The sequence below is a fragment of the Martelella sp. FLE1502 genome (genome assembly GCF_053484255.1).
The window spans coordinates 18,477-38,693 of record NZ_JBAKFQ010000036.1 but is presented as its reverse complement, the minus strand read 5'-3'; the positions used below and the strand labels follow the sequence as shown (position 1 = coordinate 38,693).

The 20,217-nt window shown below is 60.5% G+C and carries 36 protein-coding genes; 30 read left to right on the top strand and 6 right to left on the bottom strand.

The window, feature by feature from the left end; genetic code table 11:
• The 30 genes from V6767_RS21350 to V6767_RS21205 form a co-directional block, all read left to right on the top strand.
• Positions 1-92 (top strand): EF-Tu C-terminal domain-related protein (locus V6767_RS21350; protein WP_141147572.1); only part of this gene is annotated, 92 nt, incomplete at its 5' end.
• A 152-nt stretch (positions 93-244) separates the two neighbouring features.
• The gene (gene rpsJ, locus V6767_RS21345) at positions 245-553 is read left to right on the top strand and encodes a 30S ribosomal protein S10 (RefSeq protein WP_018065614.1); all 309 of its coding nucleotides are present in this window, start codon (positions 245-247) and stop codon (positions 551-553) included.
• Positions 554-679: 126 nt separating this feature from the next.
• Positions 680-1,375 carry a 50S ribosomal protein L3 gene (rplC, locus tag V6767_RS21340; RefSeq protein WP_448427398.1) on the top strand — a complete coding sequence of 232 codons (696 nt, stop codon included), beginning with the start codon at positions 680-682 and terminating at the stop codon, positions 1,373-1,375.
• Complete coding sequence (gene rplD, locus V6767_RS21335; protein ID WP_448427399.1) at positions 1,375-1,995, top strand: 50S ribosomal protein L4; 621 nt, start codon at positions 1,375-1,377, stop codon at positions 1,993-1,995. The genes rplC and rplD overlap by 1 nt, the downstream gene beginning before the upstream one ends.
• Positions 1,992-2,285 (top strand): 50S ribosomal protein L23, encoded by a 294-nt coding sequence (locus V6767_RS21330; protein WP_018065611.1) that lies wholly within the window; start codon positions 1,992-1,994, stop codon positions 2,283-2,285. The genes rplD and V6767_RS21330 overlap by 4 nt, the downstream gene beginning before the upstream one ends.
• 41 nt (positions 2,286-2,326) lie before the next feature.
• A complete protein-coding gene (rplB, locus tag V6767_RS21325; protein WP_448475291.1) occupies positions 2,327-3,163 on the top strand; it encodes a 50S ribosomal protein L2 in 837 nt (278 codons plus the stop codon).
• A gap of 15 nt (positions 3,164-3,178) precedes the next feature.
• Positions 3,179-3,457, top strand: coding sequence for a 30S ribosomal protein S19 (gene rpsS, locus V6767_RS21320; RefSeq protein ID WP_018065609.1), 279 nt, complete (start codon positions 3,179-3,181; stop codon positions 3,455-3,457).
• Positions 3,458-3,459: 2 nt separating this feature from the next.
• The gene (rplV, locus tag V6767_RS21315; protein ID WP_448427401.1) at positions 3,460-3,843 is read left to right on the top strand and encodes a 50S ribosomal protein L22; all 384 of its coding nucleotides are present in this window, start codon (positions 3,460-3,462) and stop codon (positions 3,841-3,843) included.
• Entirely contained in the window at positions 3,843-4,556 is a 714-nt protein-coding gene (gene rpsC, locus V6767_RS21310) for a 30S ribosomal protein S3 (RefSeq protein ID WP_448427402.1), read from the top strand. Before rplV ends, rpsC begins: the two co-directional genes overlap by 1 nt.
• A gap of 36 nt (positions 4,557-4,592) precedes the next feature.
• Positions 4,593-5,006 (top strand): 50S ribosomal protein L16, encoded by a 414-nt coding sequence (gene rplP, locus V6767_RS21305; RefSeq protein WP_018065606.1) that lies wholly within the window; start codon positions 4,593-4,595, stop codon positions 5,004-5,006.
• A 12-nt stretch (positions 5,007-5,018) separates the two neighbouring features.
• Positions 5,019-5,219: a 50S ribosomal protein L29 gene (gene rpmC / locus V6767_RS21300; protein ID WP_448475290.1), complete on the top strand. Its 201-nt coding sequence runs from the start codon at positions 5,019-5,021 to the stop codon at positions 5,217-5,219.
• Between the two features lie 21 nt (positions 5,220-5,240).
• A complete protein-coding gene (rpsQ, locus tag V6767_RS21295) occupies positions 5,241-5,486 on the top strand; it encodes a 30S ribosomal protein S17 (protein ID WP_448475289.1) in 246 nt (81 codons plus the stop codon).
• Positions 5,487-5,836: 350 nt separating this feature from the next.
• A complete protein-coding gene (gene rplN / locus V6767_RS21290; RefSeq protein ID WP_230722716.1) occupies positions 5,837-6,205 on the top strand; it encodes a 50S ribosomal protein L14 in 369 nt (122 codons plus the stop codon).
• 13 nt (positions 6,206-6,218) lie between these two features.
• Positions 6,219-6,530 carry a 50S ribosomal protein L24 gene (gene rplX / locus V6767_RS21285; protein WP_448475288.1) on the top strand — a complete coding sequence of 104 codons (312 nt, stop codon included), beginning with the start codon at positions 6,219-6,221 and terminating at the stop codon, positions 6,528-6,530.
• Positions 6,523-7,080 carry a 50S ribosomal protein L5 gene (gene rplE, locus V6767_RS21280; RefSeq protein WP_448427405.1) on the top strand — a complete coding sequence of 186 codons (558 nt, stop codon included), beginning with the start codon at positions 6,523-6,525 and terminating at the stop codon, positions 7,078-7,080. Before rplX ends, rplE begins: the two co-directional genes overlap by 8 nt.
• Before the next feature lie 33 nt (positions 7,081-7,113).
• The gene (gene rpsN, locus V6767_RS21275; protein ID WP_448427406.1) at positions 7,114-7,419 is read left to right on the top strand and encodes a 30S ribosomal protein S14; all 306 of its coding nucleotides are present in this window, start codon (positions 7,114-7,116) and stop codon (positions 7,417-7,419) included.
• 12 nt (positions 7,420-7,431) lie between these two features.
• Positions 7,432-7,830 carry a 30S ribosomal protein S8 gene (rpsH, locus tag V6767_RS21270; protein WP_448427407.1) on the top strand — a complete coding sequence of 133 codons (399 nt, stop codon included), beginning with the start codon at positions 7,432-7,434 and terminating at the stop codon, positions 7,828-7,830.
• A 42-nt stretch (positions 7,831-7,872) separates the two neighbouring features.
• Positions 7,873-8,406, top strand: a complete 534-nt coding sequence (gene rplF, locus V6767_RS21265) for a 50S ribosomal protein L6 (protein ID WP_448475287.1) — start codon at positions 7,873-7,875, stop codon at positions 8,404-8,406.
• A gap of 12 nt (positions 8,407-8,418) precedes the next feature.
• A complete protein-coding gene (rplR, locus tag V6767_RS21260) occupies positions 8,419-8,781 on the top strand; it encodes a 50S ribosomal protein L18 (protein ID WP_448427409.1) in 363 nt (120 codons plus the stop codon).
• Between the two features lie 158 nt (positions 8,782-8,939).
• Positions 8,940-9,509, top strand: coding sequence for a 30S ribosomal protein S5 (gene rpsE / locus V6767_RS21255; RefSeq protein WP_230722722.1), 570 nt, complete (start codon positions 8,940-8,942; stop codon positions 9,507-9,509).
• Positions 9,510-9,523: 14 nt separating this feature from the next.
• Positions 9,524-9,727, top strand: coding sequence for a 50S ribosomal protein L30 (gene rpmD / locus V6767_RS21250; protein ID WP_230722723.1), 204 nt, complete (start codon positions 9,524-9,526; stop codon positions 9,725-9,727).
• A gap of 14 nt (positions 9,728-9,741) precedes the next feature.
• A complete protein-coding gene (rplO, locus tag V6767_RS21245) occupies positions 9,742-10,218 on the top strand; it encodes a 50S ribosomal protein L15 (protein ID WP_448475286.1) in 477 nt (158 codons plus the stop codon).
• Positions 10,219-10,440: 222 nt separating this feature from the next.
• Positions 10,441-11,778, top strand: a complete 1,338-nt coding sequence (secY, locus tag V6767_RS21240) for a preprotein translocase subunit SecY (RefSeq protein ID WP_448475285.1) — start codon at positions 10,441-10,443, stop codon at positions 11,776-11,778.
• The gene (locus tag V6767_RS21235; protein ID WP_448475284.1) at positions 11,775-12,425 is read left to right on the top strand and encodes an adenylate kinase; all 651 of its coding nucleotides are present in this window, start codon (positions 11,775-11,777) and stop codon (positions 12,423-12,425) included. Before secY ends, V6767_RS21235 begins: the two co-directional genes overlap by 4 nt.
• Before the next feature lie 231 nt (positions 12,426-12,656).
• Positions 12,657-13,025, top strand: a complete 369-nt coding sequence (rpsM, locus tag V6767_RS21230) for a 30S ribosomal protein S13 (protein WP_018065591.1) — start codon at positions 12,657-12,659, stop codon at positions 13,023-13,025.
• A gap of 204 nt (positions 13,026-13,229) precedes the next feature.
• Complete coding sequence (gene rpsK / locus V6767_RS21225; protein ID WP_018065590.1) at positions 13,230-13,619, top strand: 30S ribosomal protein S11; 390 nt, start codon at positions 13,230-13,232, stop codon at positions 13,617-13,619.
• A gap of 98 nt (positions 13,620-13,717) precedes the next feature.
• On the top strand, positions 13,718-14,728 hold the full coding sequence (locus tag V6767_RS21220; RefSeq protein WP_018065589.1) for a DNA-directed RNA polymerase subunit alpha: 1,011 nt from the start codon (positions 13,718-13,720) through the stop codon (positions 14,726-14,728).
• A gap of 45 nt (positions 14,729-14,773) precedes the next feature.
• On the top strand, positions 14,774-15,202 hold the full coding sequence (rplQ, locus tag V6767_RS21215) for a 50S ribosomal protein L17 (RefSeq protein WP_448475283.1): 429 nt from the start codon (positions 14,774-14,776) through the stop codon (positions 15,200-15,202).
• A 189-nt stretch (positions 15,203-15,391) separates the two neighbouring features.
• Complete coding sequence (locus V6767_RS21210; protein WP_448475282.1) at positions 15,392-15,529, top strand: hypothetical protein; 138 nt, start codon at positions 15,392-15,394, stop codon at positions 15,527-15,529.
• Positions 15,519-15,923, top strand: coding sequence for a type II toxin-antitoxin system death-on-curing family toxin (locus V6767_RS21205; protein WP_448475281.1), 405 nt, complete (start codon positions 15,519-15,521; stop codon positions 15,921-15,923). The genes V6767_RS21210 and V6767_RS21205 overlap by 11 nt, the downstream gene beginning before the upstream one ends.
• 27 nt (positions 15,924-15,950) lie before the next feature.
• Here the strand turns inward: V6767_RS21205 and V6767_RS21200 are convergent, their stop codons facing one another.
• The 6 genes from V6767_RS21200 to V6767_RS21175 all read right to left on the bottom strand — a co-directional run bounded on the left by V6767_RS21200 (position 15,951) and on the right by V6767_RS21175 (position 20,168).
• The gene (locus tag V6767_RS21200) at positions 15,951-16,817 is read right to left on the bottom strand and encodes a DUF817 domain-containing protein (RefSeq protein WP_448475280.1); all 867 of its coding nucleotides are present in this window, start codon (positions 16,815-16,817) and stop codon (positions 15,951-15,953) included.
• A 108-nt stretch (positions 16,818-16,925) separates the two neighbouring features.
• Positions 16,926-17,594, bottom strand: a complete 669-nt coding sequence (gene msrQ, locus V6767_RS21195) for a protein-methionine-sulfoxide reductase heme-binding subunit MsrQ (protein WP_448475279.1) — start codon at positions 17,592-17,594, stop codon at positions 16,926-16,928.
• Positions 17,595-17,605: 11 nt separating this feature from the next.
• On the bottom strand, positions 17,606-18,583 hold the full coding sequence (gene msrP, locus V6767_RS21190) for a protein-methionine-sulfoxide reductase catalytic subunit MsrP (RefSeq protein ID WP_448475278.1): 978 nt from the start codon (positions 18,581-18,583) through the stop codon (positions 17,606-17,608).
• Positions 18,584-18,731: 148 nt separating this feature from the next.
• Entirely contained in the window at positions 18,732-19,208 is a 477-nt protein-coding gene (locus tag V6767_RS21185; RefSeq protein ID WP_448475277.1) for a helix-turn-helix transcriptional regulator, read from the bottom strand.
• Positions 19,209-19,267: 59 nt separating this feature from the next.
• Positions 19,268-19,906, bottom strand: coding sequence for a cytochrome b/b6 domain-containing protein (locus V6767_RS21180; RefSeq protein WP_448475276.1), 639 nt, complete (start codon positions 19,904-19,906; stop codon positions 19,268-19,270).
• 1 nt (position 19,907) lies between these two features.
• Positions 19,908-20,168, bottom strand: coding sequence for a PepSY domain-containing protein (locus V6767_RS21175; protein ID WP_448475275.1), 261 nt, complete (start codon positions 20,166-20,168; stop codon positions 19,908-19,910).
• Positions 20,169-20,217 lie beyond the last annotated feature (49 nt).

The window sequence follows — 20,217 nt, the reverse complement described above, 5'->3', positions numbered from 1 at the left end:
TTCCGATCGCGATGGAAGAAAAGCTGCGCTTCGCCATCCGCGAAGGCGGCCGCACCGTCGGCGCCGGCATCGTCGCCTCGATCATCAAGTAAGCGGCTGGCCTGAGGGCTTGACGCAAATATGCCAGGGGCGGGTCAGCCGCCCCTGCAGATGTTTGAAAAGCCGGCAAGCCCGGGCTGCAAGTTAGCAACGCGCCTGATCGAAGAGAGATGGCGGAGATAAGAACAAGACAAGGACGAGTCGCATGAACGGCCAGAATATCCGCATCCGCCTGAAGGCGTTTGATCACCGGATCCTTGATGCCTCCACGCGTGAGATCGTTTCGACGGCAAAGCGCACGGGCGCCAATGTTCGCGGTCCGGTTCCGCTTCCGACGCGGATCGAGAAGTTCACGGTCAACCGTGGCCCGCATATCGACAAGAAGAGCCGCGAGCAGTTTGAAATGCGCACCCACAAGCGCCTGCTCGACATTGTCGACCCGACCCCGCAGACCGTTGACGCGCTGATGAAGCTCGATCTGGCTGCCGGCGTGGACGTTGAAATCAAGCTCTGATTTTCAGGGTTAGGGATAACTAAACGGGACCAATCGCTGGGCGCTTTATGGAAGCGCGCATGATGTCCCAAAAAGAGACACGCCGGAGGCTTTGCTGAAGGCCGGAACTCTAAAAGGAACGAACCGATGCGTTCAGGTGTGATAGCACAGAAGGTGGGAATGACCCGCGTCTTCACAGACGCAGGAGAGCATATCCCTGTAACAGTTTTGCGAATGGAAGGCTGCCAGGTCGTTTCCACGCGCACCAAGGAAAAGAACGGCTACACCGCCGTTCAGCTCGGCGCCGGCCGCTCGAAGGTCAAGAACACCTCGAAGGCTCTGCGCGGTCACTTCGCCGCCGGCTCCGTCGAGCCGAAGGCCAAGCTCGTCGAATTCCGCGTGTCGGAAGAGAACCTGCTCGATGTTGGCGCCGAACTGACGGCCAGCCACTTCGTGTCGGGCCAGCTCGTCGACGTCACCGGCACCACCATCGGTAAGGGTTTTGCCGGTGCCATGAAGCGCCACAACTTCGGCGGTCTTCGCGCCACCCACGGTGTTTCGATTTCGCACCGCTCGCACGGCTCGACCGGTTCCAACCAGGACCCGGGCAAGGTCTGGAAGGGCAAGAAGATGGCCGGTCACATGGGCCAGACCCGCGTCACCACGCAGAACCTCGAGGTTGTCCGCACCGATGAAGAGCGCGGCCTGATCCTCGTCAAGGGCGCCGTTCCCGGTTCGAAGGGCGCCTGGATTACGGTTCGCGATGCCGTGAAGTCCGGTGTTCCTGAAAATGCGCCGCGGCCTGCCGGCCTGCGTGCGGCTGAAACCAATGGAGCCGAATAATGGATCTCACAGTTAAAACACTTGAGGGCAAGGACGCCGGTAAAGTCAGCCTGAAGGACGAGATCTTCGGCCTTGAGCCGCGTGAAGACATTCTCGCCCGCATGGTGCGCTACCAGCTCGCTGCCAAGCGTCAGGGCACGCACAAGGTCAAGGGACGCTCGGAAGTGTCGCTGACCGGTGCCAAGATGTACAAGCAGAAGGGCACGGGTAACGCCCGCCACCACGCCAAGCGTGCGCCGCAGTTCCGCGGCGGTGGTGTTGCCCATGGTCCGGTCGTTCGCGATCACTCGCACGATCTGCCGAAGAAGGTTCGCGCGCTTGCCCTGAAGCATGCGCTGTCGACCAAGGCGAAGTCCGAAGACCTGATCATCATCGATGACCTGGTCGCCAAGGAAGCCAAGACCAAGGCGCTGCTCGCGCAGTTCACCGGCCTCGGCCTTGACAACGCGCTGATCATCGGCGGTTCCGAAGTCGACGGCAACTTCAAGCTGGCGGCCCGCAACATTCCGAATATCGATGTTCTGCCGGTCCAGGGCATCAATGTGTATGACATCCTGCGCCGCGGCAAGCTCGTGCTGTCGAAGTCTGCGGTCGAAGCTCTGGAGGAGCGGTTCAAATGAGCGATATCCGCCATTACGACGTGATCGTTTCGCCGGTCATCACTGAAAAATCGACCCTTGTTTCCGACAACAACCAGGTCGTGTTCAACGTTGCCAAGACTGCAAGCAAGCCCGAGATCAAGGCCGCCGTCGAAGAACTCTTCGGCGTCAAGGTCAAGGCGGTCAACACGCTTGTACGCAAGGGCAAGATCAAGCGCTTCCGGAATTTCTCCGGCAAGCAGAAGGACGTCAAGAAGGCGATCGTCACCCTGGCTGAAGGCCAGTCCGTGGACGTGACGACCGGCGTTTGAAACAGACCCGTTAGGGTAAAGACCCAATAGGGAATGAGAAAATGGCATTGAAAACATTCAATCCGACAACGCCGAGCCAGCGCCAGCTGGTGATCGTCGAGCGTTCGGAGCTTTACAAGGGCAAGCCCGTCAAGGCTTTGACGCAGGGCCTGTCTTCGAAGGGTGGCCGTAACAATTATGGCCGCGTGACGGCGCGCTTCCAGGGCGGTGGCCACAAGCGCACCTATCGCATGATCGACTTCAAGCGTCGCAAGTTCGGCGTCGAGGGCACGGTCGAGCGTCTTGAGTACGACCCCAACCGGTCGGCCTTCATCGCGCTCATCAACTACGCCGACGGCGAACTGGCCTATATCCTTGCTCCGCAGCGTCTGTCTGTCGGCGACAAGGTTCAGGCTGCAGAGAGCGCCATCGACGTGAAGCCCGGCAATGCGATGCCGCTGCAGAACATTCCGGTCGGCTCGATCGTGCACAACGTCGAGATGAAGCCGGGCAAGGGCGGTCAGATCGCCCGTTCGGCAGGCACCTATGTCCAGCTCGTCGGTCGCGACCAGGGTATGGCGATCCTTCGCCTCAACTCCGGCGAACAGCGTCTGGTGCCGGGCTCTTGCCTTGCAACGATCGGCGCTGTATCGAACCCCGATCACTCCAACACGAATGACGGCAAGGCCGGTCGTTCGCGCTGGCGGGGCAAGCGTCCGCATGTTCGCGGCGTCGTCATGAACCCGATCGACCACCCGCACGGTGGTGGTGAAGGCCGCACGTCGGGTGGCCGTCACCCGGTCTCGCCCTGGGGCAAGCCCACCAAGGGCAAGCGTACGCGCAAGAACAAGTCGACCGACAAGTTCATCATGCGTTCGCGCCACCAGAAGAAGAAATAAGAGAGGTAGTCTGAAATGGCTCGTTCAGTATGGAAGGGACCGTTTGTTGACGGCTATCTTCTCAAGAAGGCTGAGAAGGTTCGTGAAGGCGGCCGCCACGAAGTGATCAAGATCTGGAGCCGTCGCTCCACGATCATGCCGCAGTTCGTCGGTCTCACCTTCGGCGTCTACAATGGTTCGAAACACATTCCGGTCTCGGTATCGGAAGACATGGTCGGCCACAAGTTCGGCGAATTCGCGCCGACCCGTACCTATTATGGTCACGGCGCCGACAAGAAGGCGAAGAGGAAGTAACAATGGGCAAGGCAAAAGCCGCGCGCCGGCTTAAGGAAAATGAGGCGCAGGCCGTTACGCGCACCATCCGCGTCAGCCCGCAGAAGCTCAACCTCGTCGCCGCCATGATCCGCGGCAAGAAGGTTGACCGGGCGCTGGCCGAACTCGAATTCTCGCAGAAGCGGGTTTCGGATACGGTCCGCAAGACGCTGGAATCGGCGATCGCGAATGCAGAAAACAACCACGATCTCGACCCTGACCAGCTCATCGTCGCAGAAGCCTATGTCGGCAAGTCGATTGTCGCCAAGCGCTTCATGGTTCGTGGCCGGGGCCGCGCTTCGCGCATCCTGAAGCCATTCTCGCACCTGACGATCGTCGTTCGCGAAGTCGAAGAGGAGGCCGCATAATGGGTCAGAAAATCAATCCGATCGGCTTCCGCCTCGGTATCAACCGCACCTGGGACAGCCGCTGGTTCGCAGACAACCATGAATATGGCAAGCTTCTTCACGAAGACCTGAAGATCCGCAACTATATTCAGAAGGAACTGAAGCAGGCCGGCGTTTCCAAGGTCGTGATCGAGCGTCCGCACAAGAAGTGCCGCGTGACGATCCACTCGGCTCGTCCGGGCCTGATCATCGGCAAGAAGGGCGCTGACATCGAAAAGCTGCGCCGCAAGCTCGGCACGATGACGGATTCGGAAATGCACCTCAACATCGTTGAAGTGCGCAAGCCGGAAACCGACGCCACGCTGGTTGCACAGTCGATCGCTCAGCAGCTCGAGCGCCGTATCGCGTTCCGCCGCGCCATGAAGCGTTCGGTTCAGACCGCCATGCGCATGGGCGCCGAAGGCATCCGTATCGTTTGCGGCGGCCGTCTCGGCGGCGCGGAAATCGCGCGTACCGAATGGTATCGCGAAGGCCGCGTTCCGCTTCACACGCTGCGCGCCGACATCGACTACGGCACGGCCGAAGCTGAAACCGCATACGGCATCTGCGGCATCAAGGTCTGGATCTTCAAGGGCGAAATCCTTGAGCACGATCCGATGGCCTCCGAGCGTCGCGCGACCGAAGGCGACAACAAGGGTAACAGCGGCAACAATCGCCGCCGCGAGAACGCCTGATTTCAGGCGTTCGGCGAAGTTCGGAGATAAAAGAAAATGTTGCAGCCAAAGCGTACAAAGTACCGCAAGCAGTTCAAGGGCCGCATCCATGGCGTTGCCAAGGGCGGCAGCGACCTGGCTTTCGGTGAATATGGGCTGAAGGCGCAGGAACCCAACCGCGTCAACGCACGCGAGATCGAGGCGGCCCGCCGCGCGATCACCCGTCACATGAAGCGTGCCGGCCGTGTATGGATCCGTATTTTCCCCGACGTTCCGGTCACCTCCAAGCCGACCGAAGTGCGTATGGGTAAAGGTAAGGGCGGCGTCGACTATTGGGCAGCCAAGGTCAAGCCCGGCCGGATCATGTTCGAAATTGACGGCGTGAGCGAAGACATTGCCCGCGAAGCCCTGCGCCTCGGCGCTGCCAAGCTTTCGGTCAAGACGCGCTTCATCCAGCGCATTGCCGAATAAGGAGTGGTACTGATGAAAACCTCTGACGTACACGCCATGTCCGAAGACCAGCTCAAGGACGAACTCGTCAAGCTGAAGAAGGAGCAGTTCAACCTGCGCTTCCAGAAGGCGACCGGTCAGCTGGAGCAGACGGGCCGCATCAAGCAGGTTCGCCGCGACATCGCGCGTGTAAAGACAATCGCAAGCCAGAAGGCTTCGGCCTCCAAGGCCTGAACGTAAGGGACCGACAAGAAAATGCCTAAACGCATCCTGCAAGGCGTTGTCGTTAGCGACAAGAACGATAAAACGGTCGTCGTCCGGGTTGAGCGTCGTTTCGCCCACCCGCTTCTCCAGAAGACCGTACGCCGCTCGAAGAAGTACAAGGCGCACGACGCCGACAACCAGTACAAGACCGGGGACACCGTATTCATCGAAGAATGCGCTCCGGTTTCCAAGGACAAGCGCTGGAAGGTGGTTTCCACCGTTTCCGCCGACGCCTGATCCGTAAATACCGGCAGTATTTCGCCGCGGCCCTTGCGCTTTGGCGAAATTTCTGTATGTAGCACGGCAGATGTGCAAAGGGCGTCCGGCAACGGGCGGCCTTTTCCGTAAGGGCGCTGCCCAGGTTTGGGACGGATCCTCGATCCGCATGGCGGTCCTGAAAGACGCTACACCAAGACGCTCCGGCTCTTGACCTCGCATCGCCTCAAGGCGGAGCGAAGGGCCGGGTAGGGAATTTGAGCGGCCGCAGGCTCCAGAGGTTGGGGCAGGCGGGCGCTTCGTACGTGTCGATTAAGCTGGTCTAGGGGGTGTTCCCAACCGGGCCGGTAACAACAAGAAGGCGACCTGATATGATTCAGATGCAAACAAACCTCGACGTGGCGGATAATTCCGGCGCACGTCGTGTCATGTGCATCAAGGTTCTGGGCGGCTCCAAGCGTAAATATGCCTCGGTCGGCGATATCATCGTCGTATCCGTGAAAGAGGCTGTTCCGCGCGGACGCGTCAAGAAGGGCGATGTGATGAAGGCCGTCGTCGTGCGCACGGCGAAGGACATCCGCCGCGCTGACGGCTCGGTCATCCGCTTCGACGGTAATGCCGCCGTTTTGATCAACAACAACAAAGAGCCGATTGGTACGCGTATCTTCGGGCCGGTTCCGCGCGAGCTGCGTGGCAAGAGCCATATGAAGATCATCTCCCTGGCTCCTGAAGTTCTGTAAGGGAGCGCGGACAATGCAGAGAATCAAGAAGGGCGACAAGGTCGTCGTCATCGCCGGCAAGGACAAGGGTCGCACCGGTGAAGTGGTCGCGGTTTCCCCGAAGGATGACCGCGCCGTCGTTTCCGGCATCAACGTCGTGCGTCGCCATCAGCGCCAGACGCAGACCACCGAAGCCGGCATCATCGCCAAGGAAGCGCCGATCCATCTGTCCAACCTCGCGATCGCCGATCCCAAGGACGGCAAGCCGACCCGCGTCGGCTACAAGGTCGAAGGCGACAAGAAGGTCCGCTATGCAAAGCGTTCGGGAGAAGTGATCGATGGCTGAAGCTAAGTACGAGCCGCGCCTGAAGAAGGTTTACGGCGAAAAGATCCGCGCCCAGCTGCAGGAGCAGTTCTCCTACGCCAACGAAATGATGATCCCGCGTCTGGACAAGGTCGTGATCAACATGGGTGTCGGCGAAGCTGTTGGCGATTCGAAGAAGCCGGCCAATGCCGCTGCCGATCTGGCCGCGATTTCCGGTCAGAAGGCGGTCGTTACCCATGCCCGCAATTCCATCGCCGGCTTCAAGGTCCGCGAAGGCATGCCGATCGGCGCCAAGGTGACGCTGCGCGGCAACCGCATGTATGAATTCGTTGACCGCCTCGTCAACATCGCGCTTCCGCGCGTTCGCGACTTCCGGGGCCTCAATCCGAAGAGCTTTGACGGGCGTGGCAACTTCGCCATGGGCGTCAAGGAGCACATCGTGTTTCCCGAGATCGAATACGACAAGGTCGATCAGATGTGGGGCATGGATATTATCGTTTGCACGACGGCTGCAACGGACGACGAAGCACGGGCGCTTTTGACGGCGTTCAACTTCCCGTTCCGCAAGTAACCGTAACGACGAGCGTAGAAAAGGAACAACGACATGGCGAAGACAAGCGCAGTCGAAAAGAACAAGCGCCGCCGCGAGACGGTTGCCCGGGATGCTGAAAAGCGTGCCGCGCTGAAGGCGATCATCAAAGACCAGAAGCTTCCGATCGAGGAGCGCTTCCGCGCGACCCTGAAGCTTGCCGACATGCCGCGCGACGGCTCCAAGACGCGCATCCGCAACCGTTGCGAAGTATCGGGTCGTCCGCGTGCGTATTACCGCAAGCTGGGCATGTCCCGTATCGCACTTCGTGACCTTGGCAACACCGGCAAAGTGCCGGGCGTCGTCAAGTCGAGCTGGTAAGGAGGCGTCCCCATGGCAATGTCCGATCCCCTGGGCGATATGCTCACCCGTATCCGCAACGGCGCCTCGCGCCGCAAGACGTCCGTGACCACGCCGGCTTCCAAGCTGCGCGCGCGCGTTCTCGATGTCCTGCAGTCTGAAGGCTACATCCGCGGCTACACCCAGACCGACTTCGACAACGGCAAGTCCGAGATCGAAATCGAGCTGAAGTACTACGAAAACGCGTCCGTGATCCGCGAGATCGCCCGCGTTTCCAAGCCGGGCCGCCGGGTTTATGTCTCGGTCAAGTCCATTCCGCAGGTCGCAAACGGTCTGGGTATCACGATCCTCTCCACCCCCAAGGGTGTGATGGCTGATCACCAGGCGCGCGAACAGAATGTTGGTGGCGAGGTTCTCTGCTCGGTCTTCTAAGGCCGCAGCAGATCCTCCTAGCGAAACAGACAGGTAAAACAAATGTCTCGTATCGGTAAAAAGCCCGTTCAGGTTCCCAAGGGTGTGACTGCGTCGGTGGACGGCCAGAAGATCACAGCCAAGGGCCCGAAGGGCGAACTGTTCTTCGTCGCCAATGACGAAGTCAGCGTTTCGATGGAAGACGGCGCGATCGTCGTTTCCCCGATCAACCAGTCCAAGGAAGCCCGCTCCAAGTGGGGCATGTCCCGGACCATGGTTGAAAACATCATGAAGGGCGTAACCGACGGTTACGAGCGCAAGCTCGAGATCAACGGCGTTGGTTACCGCGCGGCAATGCAGGGCAAGAACCTGCAGCTCTCGCTCGGTTTCTCCCACGAAGTTGTCTATCAGCCGCCGGAAGGCATCACGCTTGCTTGCCCGAAGCCGACGGAAATCACCGTCACCGGCATCGACAAGCAGGTTGTCGGCCAGGTCGCTGCGAACATTCGCGAATATCGCGGTCCCGAGCCCTACAAGGGCAAGGGCGTGAAATACGCGGAAGAGCGCATCGTCCGCAAGGAAGGCAAGAAGAAGTAAGGATCACGCGTTATGGCAAGCAGGAAAGAAACCATTGCACGCCGCGCCAGCCGCGTGCGCCGACAGCTCAAGAAGGTCGCCAACGGCCGCCCGCGTCTGTCGGTCCATCGTTCTTCTAAGAACATCTATGCCCAGATCATCGATGATGCCGCCGGCCGTACGCTGGCTGCCGCCTCGACGCTCGACGCTTCGCTCAAGTCTTCGCTGAAGACCGGCGCGGACCGCGACGCCGCCGAAGCCGTTGGCAAGCTCGTCGCCGAGCGCGCCACCAAGGCCGGCGTCAAGGAAGTCGTGTTCGATCGCGGCGCCTACATCTTTCACGGTCGCGTCAAGGCTCTGGCCGACGGCGCCCGCGAAGGCGGTCTGAGCTTCTGATGAAGTTATGAGGCGCGCGTTTCAGCGCGTCTCGCACCCGGCGGGCCGATACTGCTCTTCAAGAGCCAAGTCGCCCGACCGTTCGCCGGCCGCCACGCTTGAGGCTAGCGGCCTTTCCATATGCCGATTGCACCCGGAAAAGAAAAAGGAACAGGACAATGGCACAGGACAGAAGGGGATCGCGCGACGATCGCCACAACAGGGATGAGCGCGACAGCGAATTCGTTGACAAGCTCGTTGCCATCAATCGCGTCGCCAAGACCGTCAAGGGCGGTCGCCGCATGGGCTTCGCAGCGCTCGTCGTCGTCGGCGACGGCAAGGGCCGCGTCGGTTTCGGCCATGGCAAGGCTCGCGAAGTGCCGGAAGCCATCCGCAAGGCGACGGAAGCCGCCAAGCGCGAAATGATTTTCGTGCCGCTGCGCGACGGACGTACGCTGCATCACGACATCAAGGGCCGTCACGGCGCCGGCAAGGTTCTGCTGCGCACCGCCAAGGCCGGTACCGGGATCATCGCCGGCGGTCCGATGCGTGCCGTTTTCGAAACCCTGGGTGTTGCTGACGTCGTCGCCAAGTCGACCGGCTCGTCCAATCCCTACAACATGGTTCGCGCCACCTTTGATGCCCTGAAGAGCCAGATGCATCCCAAGGACATCGCGGCCCAGCGCGGCCTGAAATACGCCACGCTGCAGGCCCGCCGCGAAGCCGCCGGCGCGATCGCCGACGAGTGAGGGGAGAGGCACCAATGGCCAAAGCTAGCACCAAGAAGAAGACTGTCACCGTTGAGCAGATCGGCAGTCCGATCCGCCGTCCCGCCGTCCAGCGCCAGACGCTGATCGGCCTCGGCCTCAACAAGATGCATCGTGTGCGCACTCTGGAAGATACGCCTTCCGTTCGCGGCATGATCAACAGCATTCCCCATCTCGTCCGCGTCGTCGACGAGAAGTGAGACGGGAGAACATCATGAAACTGAACGAAATCAAGGATCGCGAAGGCGCGACGCATTCGAAGAAGCGTCTCGGCCGTGGCATCGGTTCCGGCTCCGGCAAGACCGGCGGCCGCGGCGTCAAGGGTCAGAAGTCCCGTTCGGGCGTTGCCATCAACGGCTTCGAAGGCGGTCAGATGCCGATCTATCGTCGCCTGCCGAAGCGCGGCTTCGTCAACATCTTTTCGAAGGACTTCGCTGAAGTATCGCTCGGCCGCCTCCAGGCCGCCGTCGATGCCAAGAAGCTCGACGCCAAGAAGACGGTGAATGCCGAAGCCCTCAAGGAAGCCGGCGTGATTCGCCGCGTCAAGGACGGCGTACGCGTTCTGTCCGACGGCGAGCTGAAGGCCAAGCTGACGCTCGAAGTCGCAGGCGCTTCCAAGGCCGCGATCGAGAAGATCGAAAAGGCCGGTGGTTCGATCACCGTTGCTTCCGGCGCCAAAAACGCCGAATAATTCAGCTTCTATTTAAAAAATCTACGCCCGGAGTGCTTCACACCGGGCGTTTTTTCTTCCATATGTGCCTCGGCCACCCGGCTGGCTTGCCAAACTTGCCTTGCGGGTGGTTCATCGTGAAGACGGCCCACGTTCGAAATGGAGCGATGTCGCCTGTTACGAATCGGGCAATTTCTCGCACCGGGCGCTTCTCTGCGGCCGTGCGGCGACGCGGAGATACGCATGGCTTCTGCAGCGGAACAACTCGCATCCAATCTGAACTTCTCGACCTTTGCCAAGGCGACGGATCTGAAGAAGCGGATCTGGTTCACCCTTCTGGCGCTTCTCGTGTACCGGCTGGGTACGCATATCCCGCTTCCCGGAATCAATCTCGATGCCTATGCGCAGGCCTTCCAGGGCCAGTCCGAAGGCATTCTCGGCATGTTCAACATGTTTTCGGGCGGCGCGGTGCAGCGCATGGCGATCTTCGCGCTCGGCATCATGCCCTATATCTCGGCCTCGATCATCGTGCAGCTCCTGACCGCCGTCGTGCCGTCGCTGGAAGCGCTGAAGAAGGAAGGCGAGCAGGGCCGCAAGATCATCAACCAGTATACCCGTTACGGCACGGTGGTGCTGGCCACGGCGCAGGCCTATGGCATTGCGATCGGCCTGCAGTCCGGCAATAACCTCGTCACCGATCCGGGCTGGTTCTTCATCCTGTCGACCGTCGTCACGCTGGTCGGCGGCACCATGTTCCTGATGTGGCTCGGCGAGCAGATCACCTCGCGCGGTATCGGTAACGGCATCTCGCTGATCATTTTCTCGGGCATCGTTGCCGGCCTTCCGGCGGCCGTCGGCAACATGCTGGAACTGTCGAGCGTCGGTTCGATCTCCGCTTTCGTCACCATCCTGATTCTCGTCGTCGTGATCGCGGTGTTCGCGCTGATCGTCTTCGTGGAGCGCGCCCAGCGCCGGCTTCTGATCCAGTATCCGAAGCGTCAGGTCGGCAACCGCATGTTCCAGGGCGATACGTCGCACCTGCCGCTGAAGCTCAACACCTCGGGCGTTATCCCGGCAATCTTCGCGTCCTCGCTGCTTCTGCTGCCGGCGACGCTTGCGGGCTTCACCTCCTCGGAGCTGCCGAGCTGGGCGACCGCCGTGATCGCATCGCTCGGTCATGGTCAGGCGCTCTACATGATCGTCTACGGTCTGCTGATCGCGTTCTTCGCCTTCTTCTACACCGCCATCGTCTTCAACCCGAAGGAGACGGCGGATAACCTGAAGCGCCATGGCGGCTTCATTCCGGGCATCCGTCCGGGCGAGCGCACAGCCGAATACATAGACTATGTTCTGACTCGCATTACCGTTGTCGGTGCGATCTATCTGGTGTTCGTCTGCATCCTGCCGGAAATCCTTGTGGCCCGCACCGGCGTGTCTCTGGCGCTTGGCGGCACCTCGCTGCTCATTATCGTCAGCGTGACGCTGGATACCGTGTCGCAGATCCAGGGACATCTGATTGCCCAGCAGTATGAGGGGCTGATCAAGAAATCGAAATTGCGGGGAGGAAAGAGGGGACGATGAGACTTATACTTCTGGGACCGCCGGGCGCCGGCAAGGGGACGCAGGCGCAGCGCATCGTTGCCAATCACGGCATTCCGCAGCTTTCCACCGGTGACATGCTGCGCGCGGCCGTGGCTGCGCAGACCGAGGTCGGCAAGAAGGCCAAGGCGGTCATGGATGCCGGCGGGCTGGTGTCGGACGATATCGTCATTGCCATCGTGTCCGAGCGAATCGATCAGGAAGACTGCAAGGATGGTTTCATCCTCGACGGCTTCCCGCGCACCCTGGTGCAGGCCGATGCCACCGAGAAGATGATGGCGGCCAAGGGCATCGCACTCGACGCTGTGATCGAAATCCAGGTGAATGACGAAACGCTCGCCGAGCGGATCGCCGGCCGCTATAGCTGCGCCAAATGCGGCGCGGGCTATCATGACGAATTCCACAAGCCCAAGGTGGAAGGCGTCTGTGACGTTTGCGGCTCGACCGAGTTCAAGCGTCGTCCGGATGATAATCGCGAGACGGTCGAGAAGCGCCTGAAGGCCTATTACAAGGAAACCGCGCCGCTGATCGGTTACTACTATGCCAAGGGCAAGCTTTCATCGGTGGACGGCATGGCGAGCATGGACGATGTGACCGCCAGCATCGAGAAGGTTCTTACCGGGCTGTGAGGCCCGCAAGGCCCATAAAAATAAAGGAATCGGTTGCAATGGGCTGCCGTTTCCGCTATGAGCGCTCCAACTCGCGACATGGGGCAAGGCTGTCAAAGTCCTTTTGAATTCGATCAGGACGCGTCTTGTCACGGATATAAGTTGCGGCCGAGCAATGACAGGCGGGTTATCCGCCAGGGAAACCGGCAGTTTCTCGCAAGCTGCCAATAGAAGATGTTAAGGAGAATCGGCGTGGCTCGTATTGCTGGCGTCAACATCCCGACTGCCAAGCGCGTTGTAATCGCGCTGCAGTATATTCACGGGATCGGACCGAAATTCGCGCAGGAAATCTGCGAAAAGGCTTCCATTCCGGCTGAACGCCGCGTGCACGAACTGACGGACGCCGAAGTCCTTCAGATCCGTGAGGCGATCGATCGCGATTACATGGTGGAAGGCGACCTGCGTCGCGAAAACTCCATGAACATCAAGCGCCTGATGGACCTCGGCTGCTACCGCGGTCTGCGTCATCGTCGCGGCCTTCCGGTTCGCGGCCAGCGCACGCACACCAATGCCCGCACCCGCAAGGGCCCGGCAAAGGCGATTGCAGGCAAGAAGAAGTAAGTTTCACGGGACATTTTGTTCCGGATGAGCCGGCGGGTTTGCGCCGGCTTTCTGCGTAGATGACCGGGCCGCAAAAGGGCCGGTATGCGGTGAGCGCGAATGCCGCCGCGATGAGAAGGATCAGGAGGGTTTTCGTTCAAGGCGAAACTTTCCCGGTGGAGCCGCTGGCGTTACGGCGGTGTCGAGATCAACGAAAGGAATACCATGGCCAAGGAAGCCACCCGCGTTCGCCGTCGCGAACGTAAGAATATTTCGTCGGGCGTTGCCCACGTGAACTCCTCGTTCAACAACACGATGATCACCATCACCGACGCTCAGGGCAACGCGATTGCCTGGTCGTCCGCTGGCGCCAAGGGCTTCAAGGGCTCGCGCAAGTCTACGCCGTTCGCTGCCCAGATCGCTGCCGAAGACTGCGCCAAGAAGGCTCAGGAGCACGGCATGAAGTCGCTGGAAGTCGAAGTCTGCGGTCCGGGTTCCGGTCGTGAATCGGCTCTGCGCGCGCTCCAGGCTGCCGGTTTCGTCATCACCTCGATCCGCGATGTGACGCCGATCCCGCACAATGGCTGCCGCCCGCGCAAGAAGCGTCGCGTCTAATCATCTGTCAATTTGCTCCGGTGGTCTCGTATGAGATCCCGGTTCTACGAAGCTCGGCCGTCACGATTGGATAGTGCGGCGAACGAAAGGTAGAAATCATGATACAGAAAAACTGGCAGGAACTGATCAAGCCCTCCAAGGTGGAATTCACCTCGAGCGGCCCGAAGAAGGCGACGCTCGTCGCCGAGCCGCTGGAACGCGGCTTCGGCCTGACGCTCGGCAATGCGCTGCGCCGCATCCTTCTGTCCTCGCTGCGCGGCGCTGCCGTGACCGCGGTTCAGATCGATGGCGTTCTGCATGAATTCTCGTCGATCCCCGGCGTTCGCGAAGATGTCACCGACATCGTCCTGAACATCAAGGAAATCGCCATCCGCATGGAAGGCGACGAGGCGAAACGCATGGTCGTGCGCAAGCAGGGCCCGGGCGTTGTCACCGCCGGCGATATTCAGACAGTTGGCGATATCGAGATCCTGAACCCGGACCTCGTGCTCTGCACGCTGGACGAAGGCGCTGAAATCCGCATGGAGTTCACCGTCAACAACGGCAAGGGCTATGTGCCGGCAGAGCGCAACCGCGCCGAAGACGCGCCGATCGGCCTGATCCCGGTCGACAGCCTCTATTCGCCGATCCGCAAGGTCTCCTATAAGGTTGAGAACACCCGTGAGGGCCAGGTTCTCGACTATGACAAGCTGCTGATGACCATCGAAACCGATGGTTCTGTCACCGGCGAGGATTCGGTCGCATTCGCCGCCCGCATCCTGCAGGATCAGCTCTCGGTCTTCGTGAACTTCGAAGAGCCGCAGAAGGATACGGAAGAAGACGACGTCACCGAACTCGCCTTCAACCCGGCCCTTCTCAAGAAGGTCGACGAACTCGAACTTTCGGTCCGTTCGGCCAACTGCCTGAAGAACGACAACATCGTTTACATCGGCGATCTCATTCAGAAGACCGAAGCGGAAATGCTGCGCACGCCGAATTTCGGCCGCAAGTCGCTGAACGAGATCAAGGAAGTGCTGGCCTCCATGGGTCTGCATCTGGGCATGGAAGTGCCGGCCTGGCCGCCGGAAAACATCGACGACCTCGCCAAGCGGTACGAGGATCAGTACTAACACGTCATACTGCAGGTGGATGCCTGCAAGTGAAGGAGAATAGCAATGCGCCATAAAAGTGCAGGCCGCAAGCTGAACAGAACGGCAAGCCATCGCAAAGCGATGTTTGCCAACATGGCCGTCTCGCTCATCGTTCATGAGCAGATTGTCACGACGCTGCCCAAGGCCAAGGAAATCCGTCCGATCGTCGAAAAGCTGATCACGCTCGGCAAGCGCGGCGATCTGCATGCCCGCCGTCAGGCGATTTCGCAGATCAAGGACGTGGACGCCGTGAAGAAGCTGTTCGACGTTCTGGCCTCGCGCTACGTCGACCGCAATGGCGGCTACACCCGCATCATGAAGGCTGGCTTCCGCCACGGCGACAACGCCCCGATCGCCGTCATCGAATTCGTTGACCGCGACGTGAACGCCAAGGGCGCCGAAGACAAGGCCCGCGTTGCGGCTGAAGCCGAGTCGGAAATGGAAGCCGCGTAAGCAGCGGTTTCAGTTTTGATGTATTGAAGAGCCGGGTGTGAAAGCGCCCGGCTTTTTTTTTAGGGTGCGGTCAAACGGAGGCGCGATGTCGTCGTGTTGCAAACGCTGCTCTCGCACCCTATCATTATAGATGTGGAAGGGATTTGAGCCGTCTGCAAAGAACGTGCATCGCGGCGAAGGAGCAAGACAATGACAGCCTCGACAAAGCAGGTCAAAAAAGCGCGTCGCTTGACCGCGCGTCCGACAGGCAAGAAGGTCGACGCCAAGGCCCTCAGCCGCGAGATATCGGAAAAGTTTCCCAAGACGATCGCGAAGCTTGCTCAGTGAACCGGAATGGCTCGACGCAAATCTGCTCATTGACCTGAATTTCTATCAGGTTGAGCAGACCGGCGAGAGCCACCAGCTTCTCTTCAAAGACAAGCTTGAGGCCGCGTTGGAGCGGCCCAAGAACCTCTATTACTATGACGGGCAGGACGATCTCGTTATTCTCACGACGATGCTCATGATTGCGGTTGGTCAAGCCCATGCCTTCGAACAGGGAAACAAACGCACCGCCTTTGCCGCCGGCATCGCGTTTCTTCGTATCAACGGTTACGAACTGAACCCCAGCCTCGACAGCGAGTATCTGGCCGACGCGCTCACCGCTGCCATTATCGGCGACGCACCTGAATTCGATGCGCTCTATGATCTCTTGCACGACTTTGTCGAAGAAGCGCCCTGAAGGCGGTTCCCGTGCTGGAGGCTCCCGTTACCGCGGCACATCGATCGTCGCCCGGATATGCTTCAGGAAGGCGACGATGGTGAAGGTCATGATGATGACCAGCGTCCAGGAGCTCCATTTGCCGATATGCACGGTCGACCACGCGCCGAGTTGGTCCGGATATTGCCAGACCGAGAAGAAGGTCGAGATGTTTTCGGCGAGCCAGATGAAGAAGCCGATCAGCACGAAGGCGAGCAGCATCGGCATCTTGCGGTCACGGTCATAGGGGCGGAAGATCACGGTTGTCCGGGCATAGAGGCCGATAGCGAGGGCTGCGATATACCAGCGATAGTCGCCGATATAGTGGTGGGTGAAGAAGTTGAGGTAAATCACCAACGCCACCAGCGTCGCCATCCAGTAGGGCGGGTGGTGGATGATGCGGACATCGAGAATGCGCCAGGCCTGGATGATGTAGCTGCCGACGGCGGCATACATGAAACCGGCGAAGAGCGGCACGCCGAGAAGCTTGGTATAGGCGAAATCCGGATAGGCCCAGGACTGGATCGCGCCCGACGTCTTGAACGCCTCGAGCGCGAAGCCCACGACGTGAAACAGGCAGATCGCCTTGAACTCGTCCACCGTCTCCAGCCCGAACCGGATCATCGCAAATTGGATGGCGAGCGCGATGATCAGAAGCAGATCGTAACGCGGAATGCCGGCAAGGCCCTCGCGCGGCATGGCGAAGATCGCCACCAGAAACAGGCCCGCAAACAGGCATGCGCGGGCCTCCTTGAGGCCGAAGAACAGGAACTCCACGCAGAAGCGGCGGAAGCCCATCAACGCCGGATTGGGCGTTATATCGGTCAGCCACCGGTCAGGCGCCCACGCGCTTTTCTCCGCCGCGAAATCGGTCATGTCCCCTCGCACTGTCCTGTCGCCGGGCACGTTTACCCAGGGGAGGGGCGATATTATGGCCTGAATTTGGCGGCGCGCGTCATCCCGCCACCCGGCTTAGAGCGGGCGCTACGCCGCGCCCTTCCGCATCCGCGCTGCCTTCTTCCTCGCGCGCTTGCGCTCCATGATCGTGGGCCGCGCGAAGCGATAGCCCAAGAGCAGCACGGCGATCGCGATGTAGAGCAGGATCTCCGGGCCGATGACCTTGCGCGACATCGCGAAGTGGAGGGTGGCGAGGGCGGTGATCTCGTAGATGAAGGAGTGGATCATTATCCAGCCCTTCTTCAATGTGCGGATCGACCAGTTGTTGGAGGTGACGGCGAGCGGGATCAACATCACCAGCGCCATCATGCCGAAGGTGATGAAGGGCCGCTTGATGATATCCTCGATCACCATGGAAATATCCATGCGCTGGTCGAGCACGAGATAGACCAGGAAATGGAAGCAGACATAATAGAAGCCGAGCAGACCCAGCGCCCGGCGATAGCGCATCAGGTTGATCTCGGCGAGATCGCGCAGCGGCGTGACGCAAAGCGTTGCCAGGATGAAGCGTAGCGCCCAGATGCCCAGCACATGCTCGAAGGTCTTCACCGGATCGACGCCAAGCTGGTTGGTGGCGCCGAGGTAGAAATACCAGACGGCCGGCGCCAGGCCGAGCGCGTAGAGCGCCCAGACGGAAGCCGGACGCCACCAGTGGGTTTTGGCGGCCGGGCTTTTTCTGGCTGCGATGTCGGTCATTTTTCCGCTGCTCAATAATTGGCCTTGAGGTCCATGCCGCTGTAGAGGCTCGCCACCTCTTCGCCATAGCCGTTGAACTTCAGCGTCGGAATCCGCTCGCCGCCGAAGAAGCCGCCGCCTTCGCCGATCACGCGTTCGGAGGCCTGGCTCCAGCGCGGATGCGGCACGTCGGGGTTCACATTGGCGTAGAAGCCATACTCGCTCGGCTGCAGCAGGTTCCAGCTATTGGGCGGCTGCTTGTCGGTGAGTGTCATTTTCGTGATCGACTTGATGCCCTTGAAGCCGTATTTCCACGGCACCACAAGGCGCATCGGCGCGCCCGACTGGTTCAGGAGCGTCTTGCCGTAAAGCCCGACGGAGATGATCGTCAGCGGGTGGTTGGCCTCATCGAGCCTCAGCCCCTCGACATAGGGCCAGGGCATGGGCTGGCCGAAGCCGCGCTGGCCCGGCATCTGATCGGGGCGCACCACGGTCTGGAAGGCGACATATTTCGCCGATCCGGTGGGCTCCGCCATGTCGAGGATCGATTTCAGCGGAATGCCGACCCACGGGATCACCATCGACCATGCTTCCACGCAACGCATGCGATAGGTGCGGTCTTCCAGCGGGAACTTCGTCAGCAGGGTATCGATGTCGACTCGCTGGGGCTTCTGCACCATGCCGTCGATTTCGAAGGTCCAGGGGTAGGGCTGGAAGTCGCCGGAGTTGCGGTAGGGGTCTTCCTTGCCGGTCCCGAATTCGTAGAAATTGTTGTAGTGGGTGATGTCCTCGTAGCTCGTCACCTTGCGGTCGGCGGGGGCGGGGAACGGCCCCTTCACCGTCTTCAGCGCCTCGCCCTGGGAAAGGTCTTCCCCGGCGGCAAAGGTGCCGGGGGCCGCGGCAAAGGTGGCGCCTGCAGCAAGGCCCGCCAGGAGCGAGCGACGCTTCAGGTAGAGATGCTCCGGCGTGATCTCAGAAGAGGGGATATGGGGCGGCTTGTAAGCGGACATCGAAATGTCTCCCGTAATGTTCGTCATGAACCATTACGTCGGAAGATCGCCGATAGTTTCACCTTTCACAAGAAACTTCCCGACCACATTTTTGTGTAGCGGGCGTGAGGGCAGGGGCGGCATGCCCGGAACAGCACCCGGTTGCCCCTCAGGTCGCCGGCTCTTTCTCTCCGGCGTCTTTCGGAGAGATGCCGTCACCCAGAAGCTCCTCGACGAACCATGCCGCAAATTGCGCGCGACCCGAAACGCCGGCCTTGGCATAGATGCGGGTCATCTGAGCGCGCACCGTGCCCTGGGCCGAGCCTCGAAGGCGCGCGATCTCCGCCATGTCGATGCCCTTCAGCGCCAGCATGCCCACCTCCCGCTCTGCCGCCGTCAGACCCCAGATGTCGAACTGGGTTTCGATGATGCGGACGAAATCGCCGCGGGCGATATCGAGCGCGCGCCCCTGTGCCGCCATGCGCTCAAGCGTCAGCCGCAACTGCCAGCCGGCCATGAAGATGCCGAGCACGAGAACGAAGGCCGTCAATGCCTCGATGATCGACTCGGCGTTCACCGGGGCGTCGGCAAGGTCTCGAACGGCGTCGGCGACGAAGAACAGCGCTGCCACGCTCTGCAGCATCATGAACAGCGCAAGGGCGATCGTCTGCGATCGCCCTTGCCGTGTTGTTTTCCGGGTTTTCGTCAACGCGGTGGACCCTTGATCATCGGACGCACAAGATTTCTCCTGAGCGCGTAGCTTTCGGCCGCAACGCCTGCGACATGAACGAGCGCCAATATTAGCATGAGATTGGCCGCTGTCTCGTGGATCTCTTTCACGATTTCTCCAGAGCCTTCGGCGGGTTCCTCGCCCTCATCGTCCCCAGCAAGCACGGACCAGTCGCCCTGTTTGACCGCCGCCCGCTCCTTGGCGATGGTGATTGGTGTTTTCGCGTCGGTCAGGATCAATCCAGTCGCGATCACCGCCACGAGACATGCCCAGAGCGCATAGACCATGATCGCGCCCGCGGGATTGTGCGAGGGATATTCCTTCGGCTTGCCGCGCACCAGCGAGAAGAGATGCGTAACCGCGGCGCGCGGATCAGGAAGGAAGGCGGTAAACCGGGCTTCCCTTGGGCCGATGACCCCCCAGACCAGGCGGATGACCAGCACAGCCATCGCGATCCAGCCGATCCAGATATGGATGGTTCCGCCCGGTTCTGAAATCAGGCCGTTTATGATAACGGCGGCGGCGATCAGCCAGTGACTGAGGCGCACCACCGGGTCCCACGGGTCGGGCGGGGCAATCGCTGCCCCGGTCCCTGTTTGTCTACCGGCGGACATTTCAGTCTTTCCCGGAAATCCTGGCGATCGCGCCGGTCTTCGGGTTGATATAGACCTCGTGCATCACATTGTCCTGATCAAAGCATTTCGCCTCGATCATGCCGCCCTCGGCCTCGAAGCCCTTGAGGGTGCAGCCTGCCTTCTCAAGTGCTGCGGCGGCATCCGCCGGGTTGGTGCCGACGACATCGCCGACGGCGGGCATGGCGAAGGCGGCGACGGGGGCTGCAATGAAGGCAACCGCGAGAAACATGGAACGGATCATGGTAATTTCCTCTGTTGGAACGGCGCTCCGGTGGGGAGGCGCAACGATC

What these genes read in the sequence shown, in the direction of transcription:
- V6767_RS21200 (WP_448475280.1), bottom strand. Translation starts at nt 16,817, where the DNA reads ATGACCGATTTCGCGGCGGAGAAAAGCGCGTGGGCGCCTGACCGGTGG.
- msrP (WP_448475278.1), bottom strand. Translation starts at nt 18,583, where the DNA reads ATGTCCGCTTACAAGCCGCCCCATATCCCCTCTTCTGAGATCACGCCG.
- rplR (WP_448427409.1), top strand. Translation starts at nt 8,419, where the DNA reads ATGGCAAGCAGGAAAGAAACCATTGCACGCCGCGCCAGCCGCGTGCGC.
- rpsE (WP_230722722.1), top strand. Translation starts at nt 8,940, where the DNA reads ATGGCACAGGACAGAAGGGGATCGCGCGACGATCGCCACAACAGGGAT.
- rplB (WP_448475291.1), top strand. Translation starts at nt 2,327, where the DNA reads ATGGCATTGAAAACATTCAATCCGACAACGCCGAGCCAGCGCCAGCTG.
- V6767_RS21210 (WP_448475282.1), top strand. Translation starts at nt 15,392, where the DNA reads ATGACAGCCTCGACAAAGCAGGTCAAAAAAGCGCGTCGCTTGACCGCG.
- rplC (WP_448427398.1), top strand. Translation starts at nt 680, where the DNA reads ATGCGTTCAGGTGTGATAGCACAGAAGGTGGGAATGACCCGCGTCTTC.
- rplP (WP_018065606.1), top strand. Translation starts at nt 4,593, where the DNA reads ATGTTGCAGCCAAAGCGTACAAAGTACCGCAAGCAGTTCAAGGGCCGC.
- rpsQ (WP_448475289.1), top strand. Translation starts at nt 5,241, where the DNA reads ATGCCTAAACGCATCCTGCAAGGCGTTGTCGTTAGCGACAAGAACGAT.
- rpsJ (WP_018065614.1), top strand. Translation starts at nt 245, where the DNA reads ATGAACGGCCAGAATATCCGCATCCGCCTGAAGGCGTTTGATCACCGG.
- V6767_RS21185 (WP_448475277.1), bottom strand. Translation starts at nt 19,208, where the DNA reads ATGATGCTGCAGAGCGTGGCAGCGCTGTTCTTCGTCGCCGACGCCGTT.
- V6767_RS21180 (WP_448475276.1), bottom strand. Translation starts at nt 19,906, where the DNA reads ATGTCCGCCGGTAGACAAACAGGGACCGGGGCAGCGATTGCCCCGCCC.
- rplN (WP_230722716.1), top strand. Translation starts at nt 5,837, where the DNA reads ATGATTCAGATGCAAACAAACCTCGACGTGGCGGATAATTCCGGCGCA.
- rpsC (WP_448427402.1), top strand. Translation starts at nt 3,843, where the DNA reads ATGGGTCAGAAAATCAATCCGATCGGCTTCCGCCTCGGTATCAACCGC.
- rpsK (WP_018065590.1), top strand. Translation starts at nt 13,230, where the DNA reads ATGGCCAAGGAAGCCACCCGCGTTCGCCGTCGCGAACGTAAGAATATT.
- rplO (WP_448475286.1), top strand. Translation starts at nt 9,742, where the DNA reads ATGAAACTGAACGAAATCAAGGATCGCGAAGGCGCGACGCATTCGAAG.
- rplE (WP_448427405.1), top strand. Translation starts at nt 6,523, where the DNA reads ATGGCTGAAGCTAAGTACGAGCCGCGCCTGAAGAAGGTTTACGGCGAA.
- rplX (WP_448475288.1), top strand. Translation starts at nt 6,219, where the DNA reads ATGCAGAGAATCAAGAAGGGCGACAAGGTCGTCGTCATCGCCGGCAAG.
- rplF (WP_448475287.1), top strand. Translation starts at nt 7,873, where the DNA reads ATGTCTCGTATCGGTAAAAAGCCCGTTCAGGTTCCCAAGGGTGTGACT.
- V6767_RS21175 (WP_448475275.1), bottom strand. Translation starts at nt 20,168, where the DNA reads ATGATCCGTTCCATGTTTCTCGCGGTTGCCTTCATTGCAGCCCCCGTC.
- V6767_RS21330 (WP_018065611.1), top strand. Translation starts at nt 1,992, where the DNA reads ATGAGCGATATCCGCCATTACGACGTGATCGTTTCGCCGGTCATCACT.
- rpsN (WP_448427406.1), top strand. Translation starts at nt 7,114, where the DNA reads ATGGCGAAGACAAGCGCAGTCGAAAAGAACAAGCGCCGCCGCGAGACG.
- secY (WP_448475285.1), top strand. Translation starts at nt 10,441, where the DNA reads ATGGCTTCTGCAGCGGAACAACTCGCATCCAATCTGAACTTCTCGACC.
- msrQ (WP_448475279.1), bottom strand. Translation starts at nt 17,594, where the DNA reads ATGACCGACATCGCAGCCAGAAAAAGCCCGGCCGCCAAAACCCACTGG.
- V6767_RS21235 (WP_448475284.1), top strand. Translation starts at nt 11,775, where the DNA reads ATGAGACTTATACTTCTGGGACCGCCGGGCGCCGGCAAGGGGACGCAG.
- rpsS (WP_018065609.1), top strand. Translation starts at nt 3,179, where the DNA reads ATGGCTCGTTCAGTATGGAAGGGACCGTTTGTTGACGGCTATCTTCTC.
- rpmD (WP_230722723.1), top strand. Translation starts at nt 9,524, where the DNA reads ATGGCCAAAGCTAGCACCAAGAAGAAGACTGTCACCGTTGAGCAGATC.
- rpsH (WP_448427407.1), top strand. Translation starts at nt 7,432, where the DNA reads ATGGCAATGTCCGATCCCCTGGGCGATATGCTCACCCGTATCCGCAAC.
- rplD (WP_448427399.1), top strand. Translation starts at nt 1,375, where the DNA reads ATGGATCTCACAGTTAAAACACTTGAGGGCAAGGACGCCGGTAAAGTC.
- rplQ (WP_448475283.1), top strand. Translation starts at nt 14,774, where the DNA reads ATGCGCCATAAAAGTGCAGGCCGCAAGCTGAACAGAACGGCAAGCCAT.
- V6767_RS21220 (WP_018065589.1), top strand. Translation starts at nt 13,718, where the DNA reads ATGATACAGAAAAACTGGCAGGAACTGATCAAGCCCTCCAAGGTGGAA.
- rplV (WP_448427401.1), top strand. Translation starts at nt 3,460, where the DNA reads ATGGGCAAGGCAAAAGCCGCGCGCCGGCTTAAGGAAAATGAGGCGCAG.
- rpmC (WP_448475290.1), top strand. Translation starts at nt 5,019, where the DNA reads ATGAAAACCTCTGACGTACACGCCATGTCCGAAGACCAGCTCAAGGAC.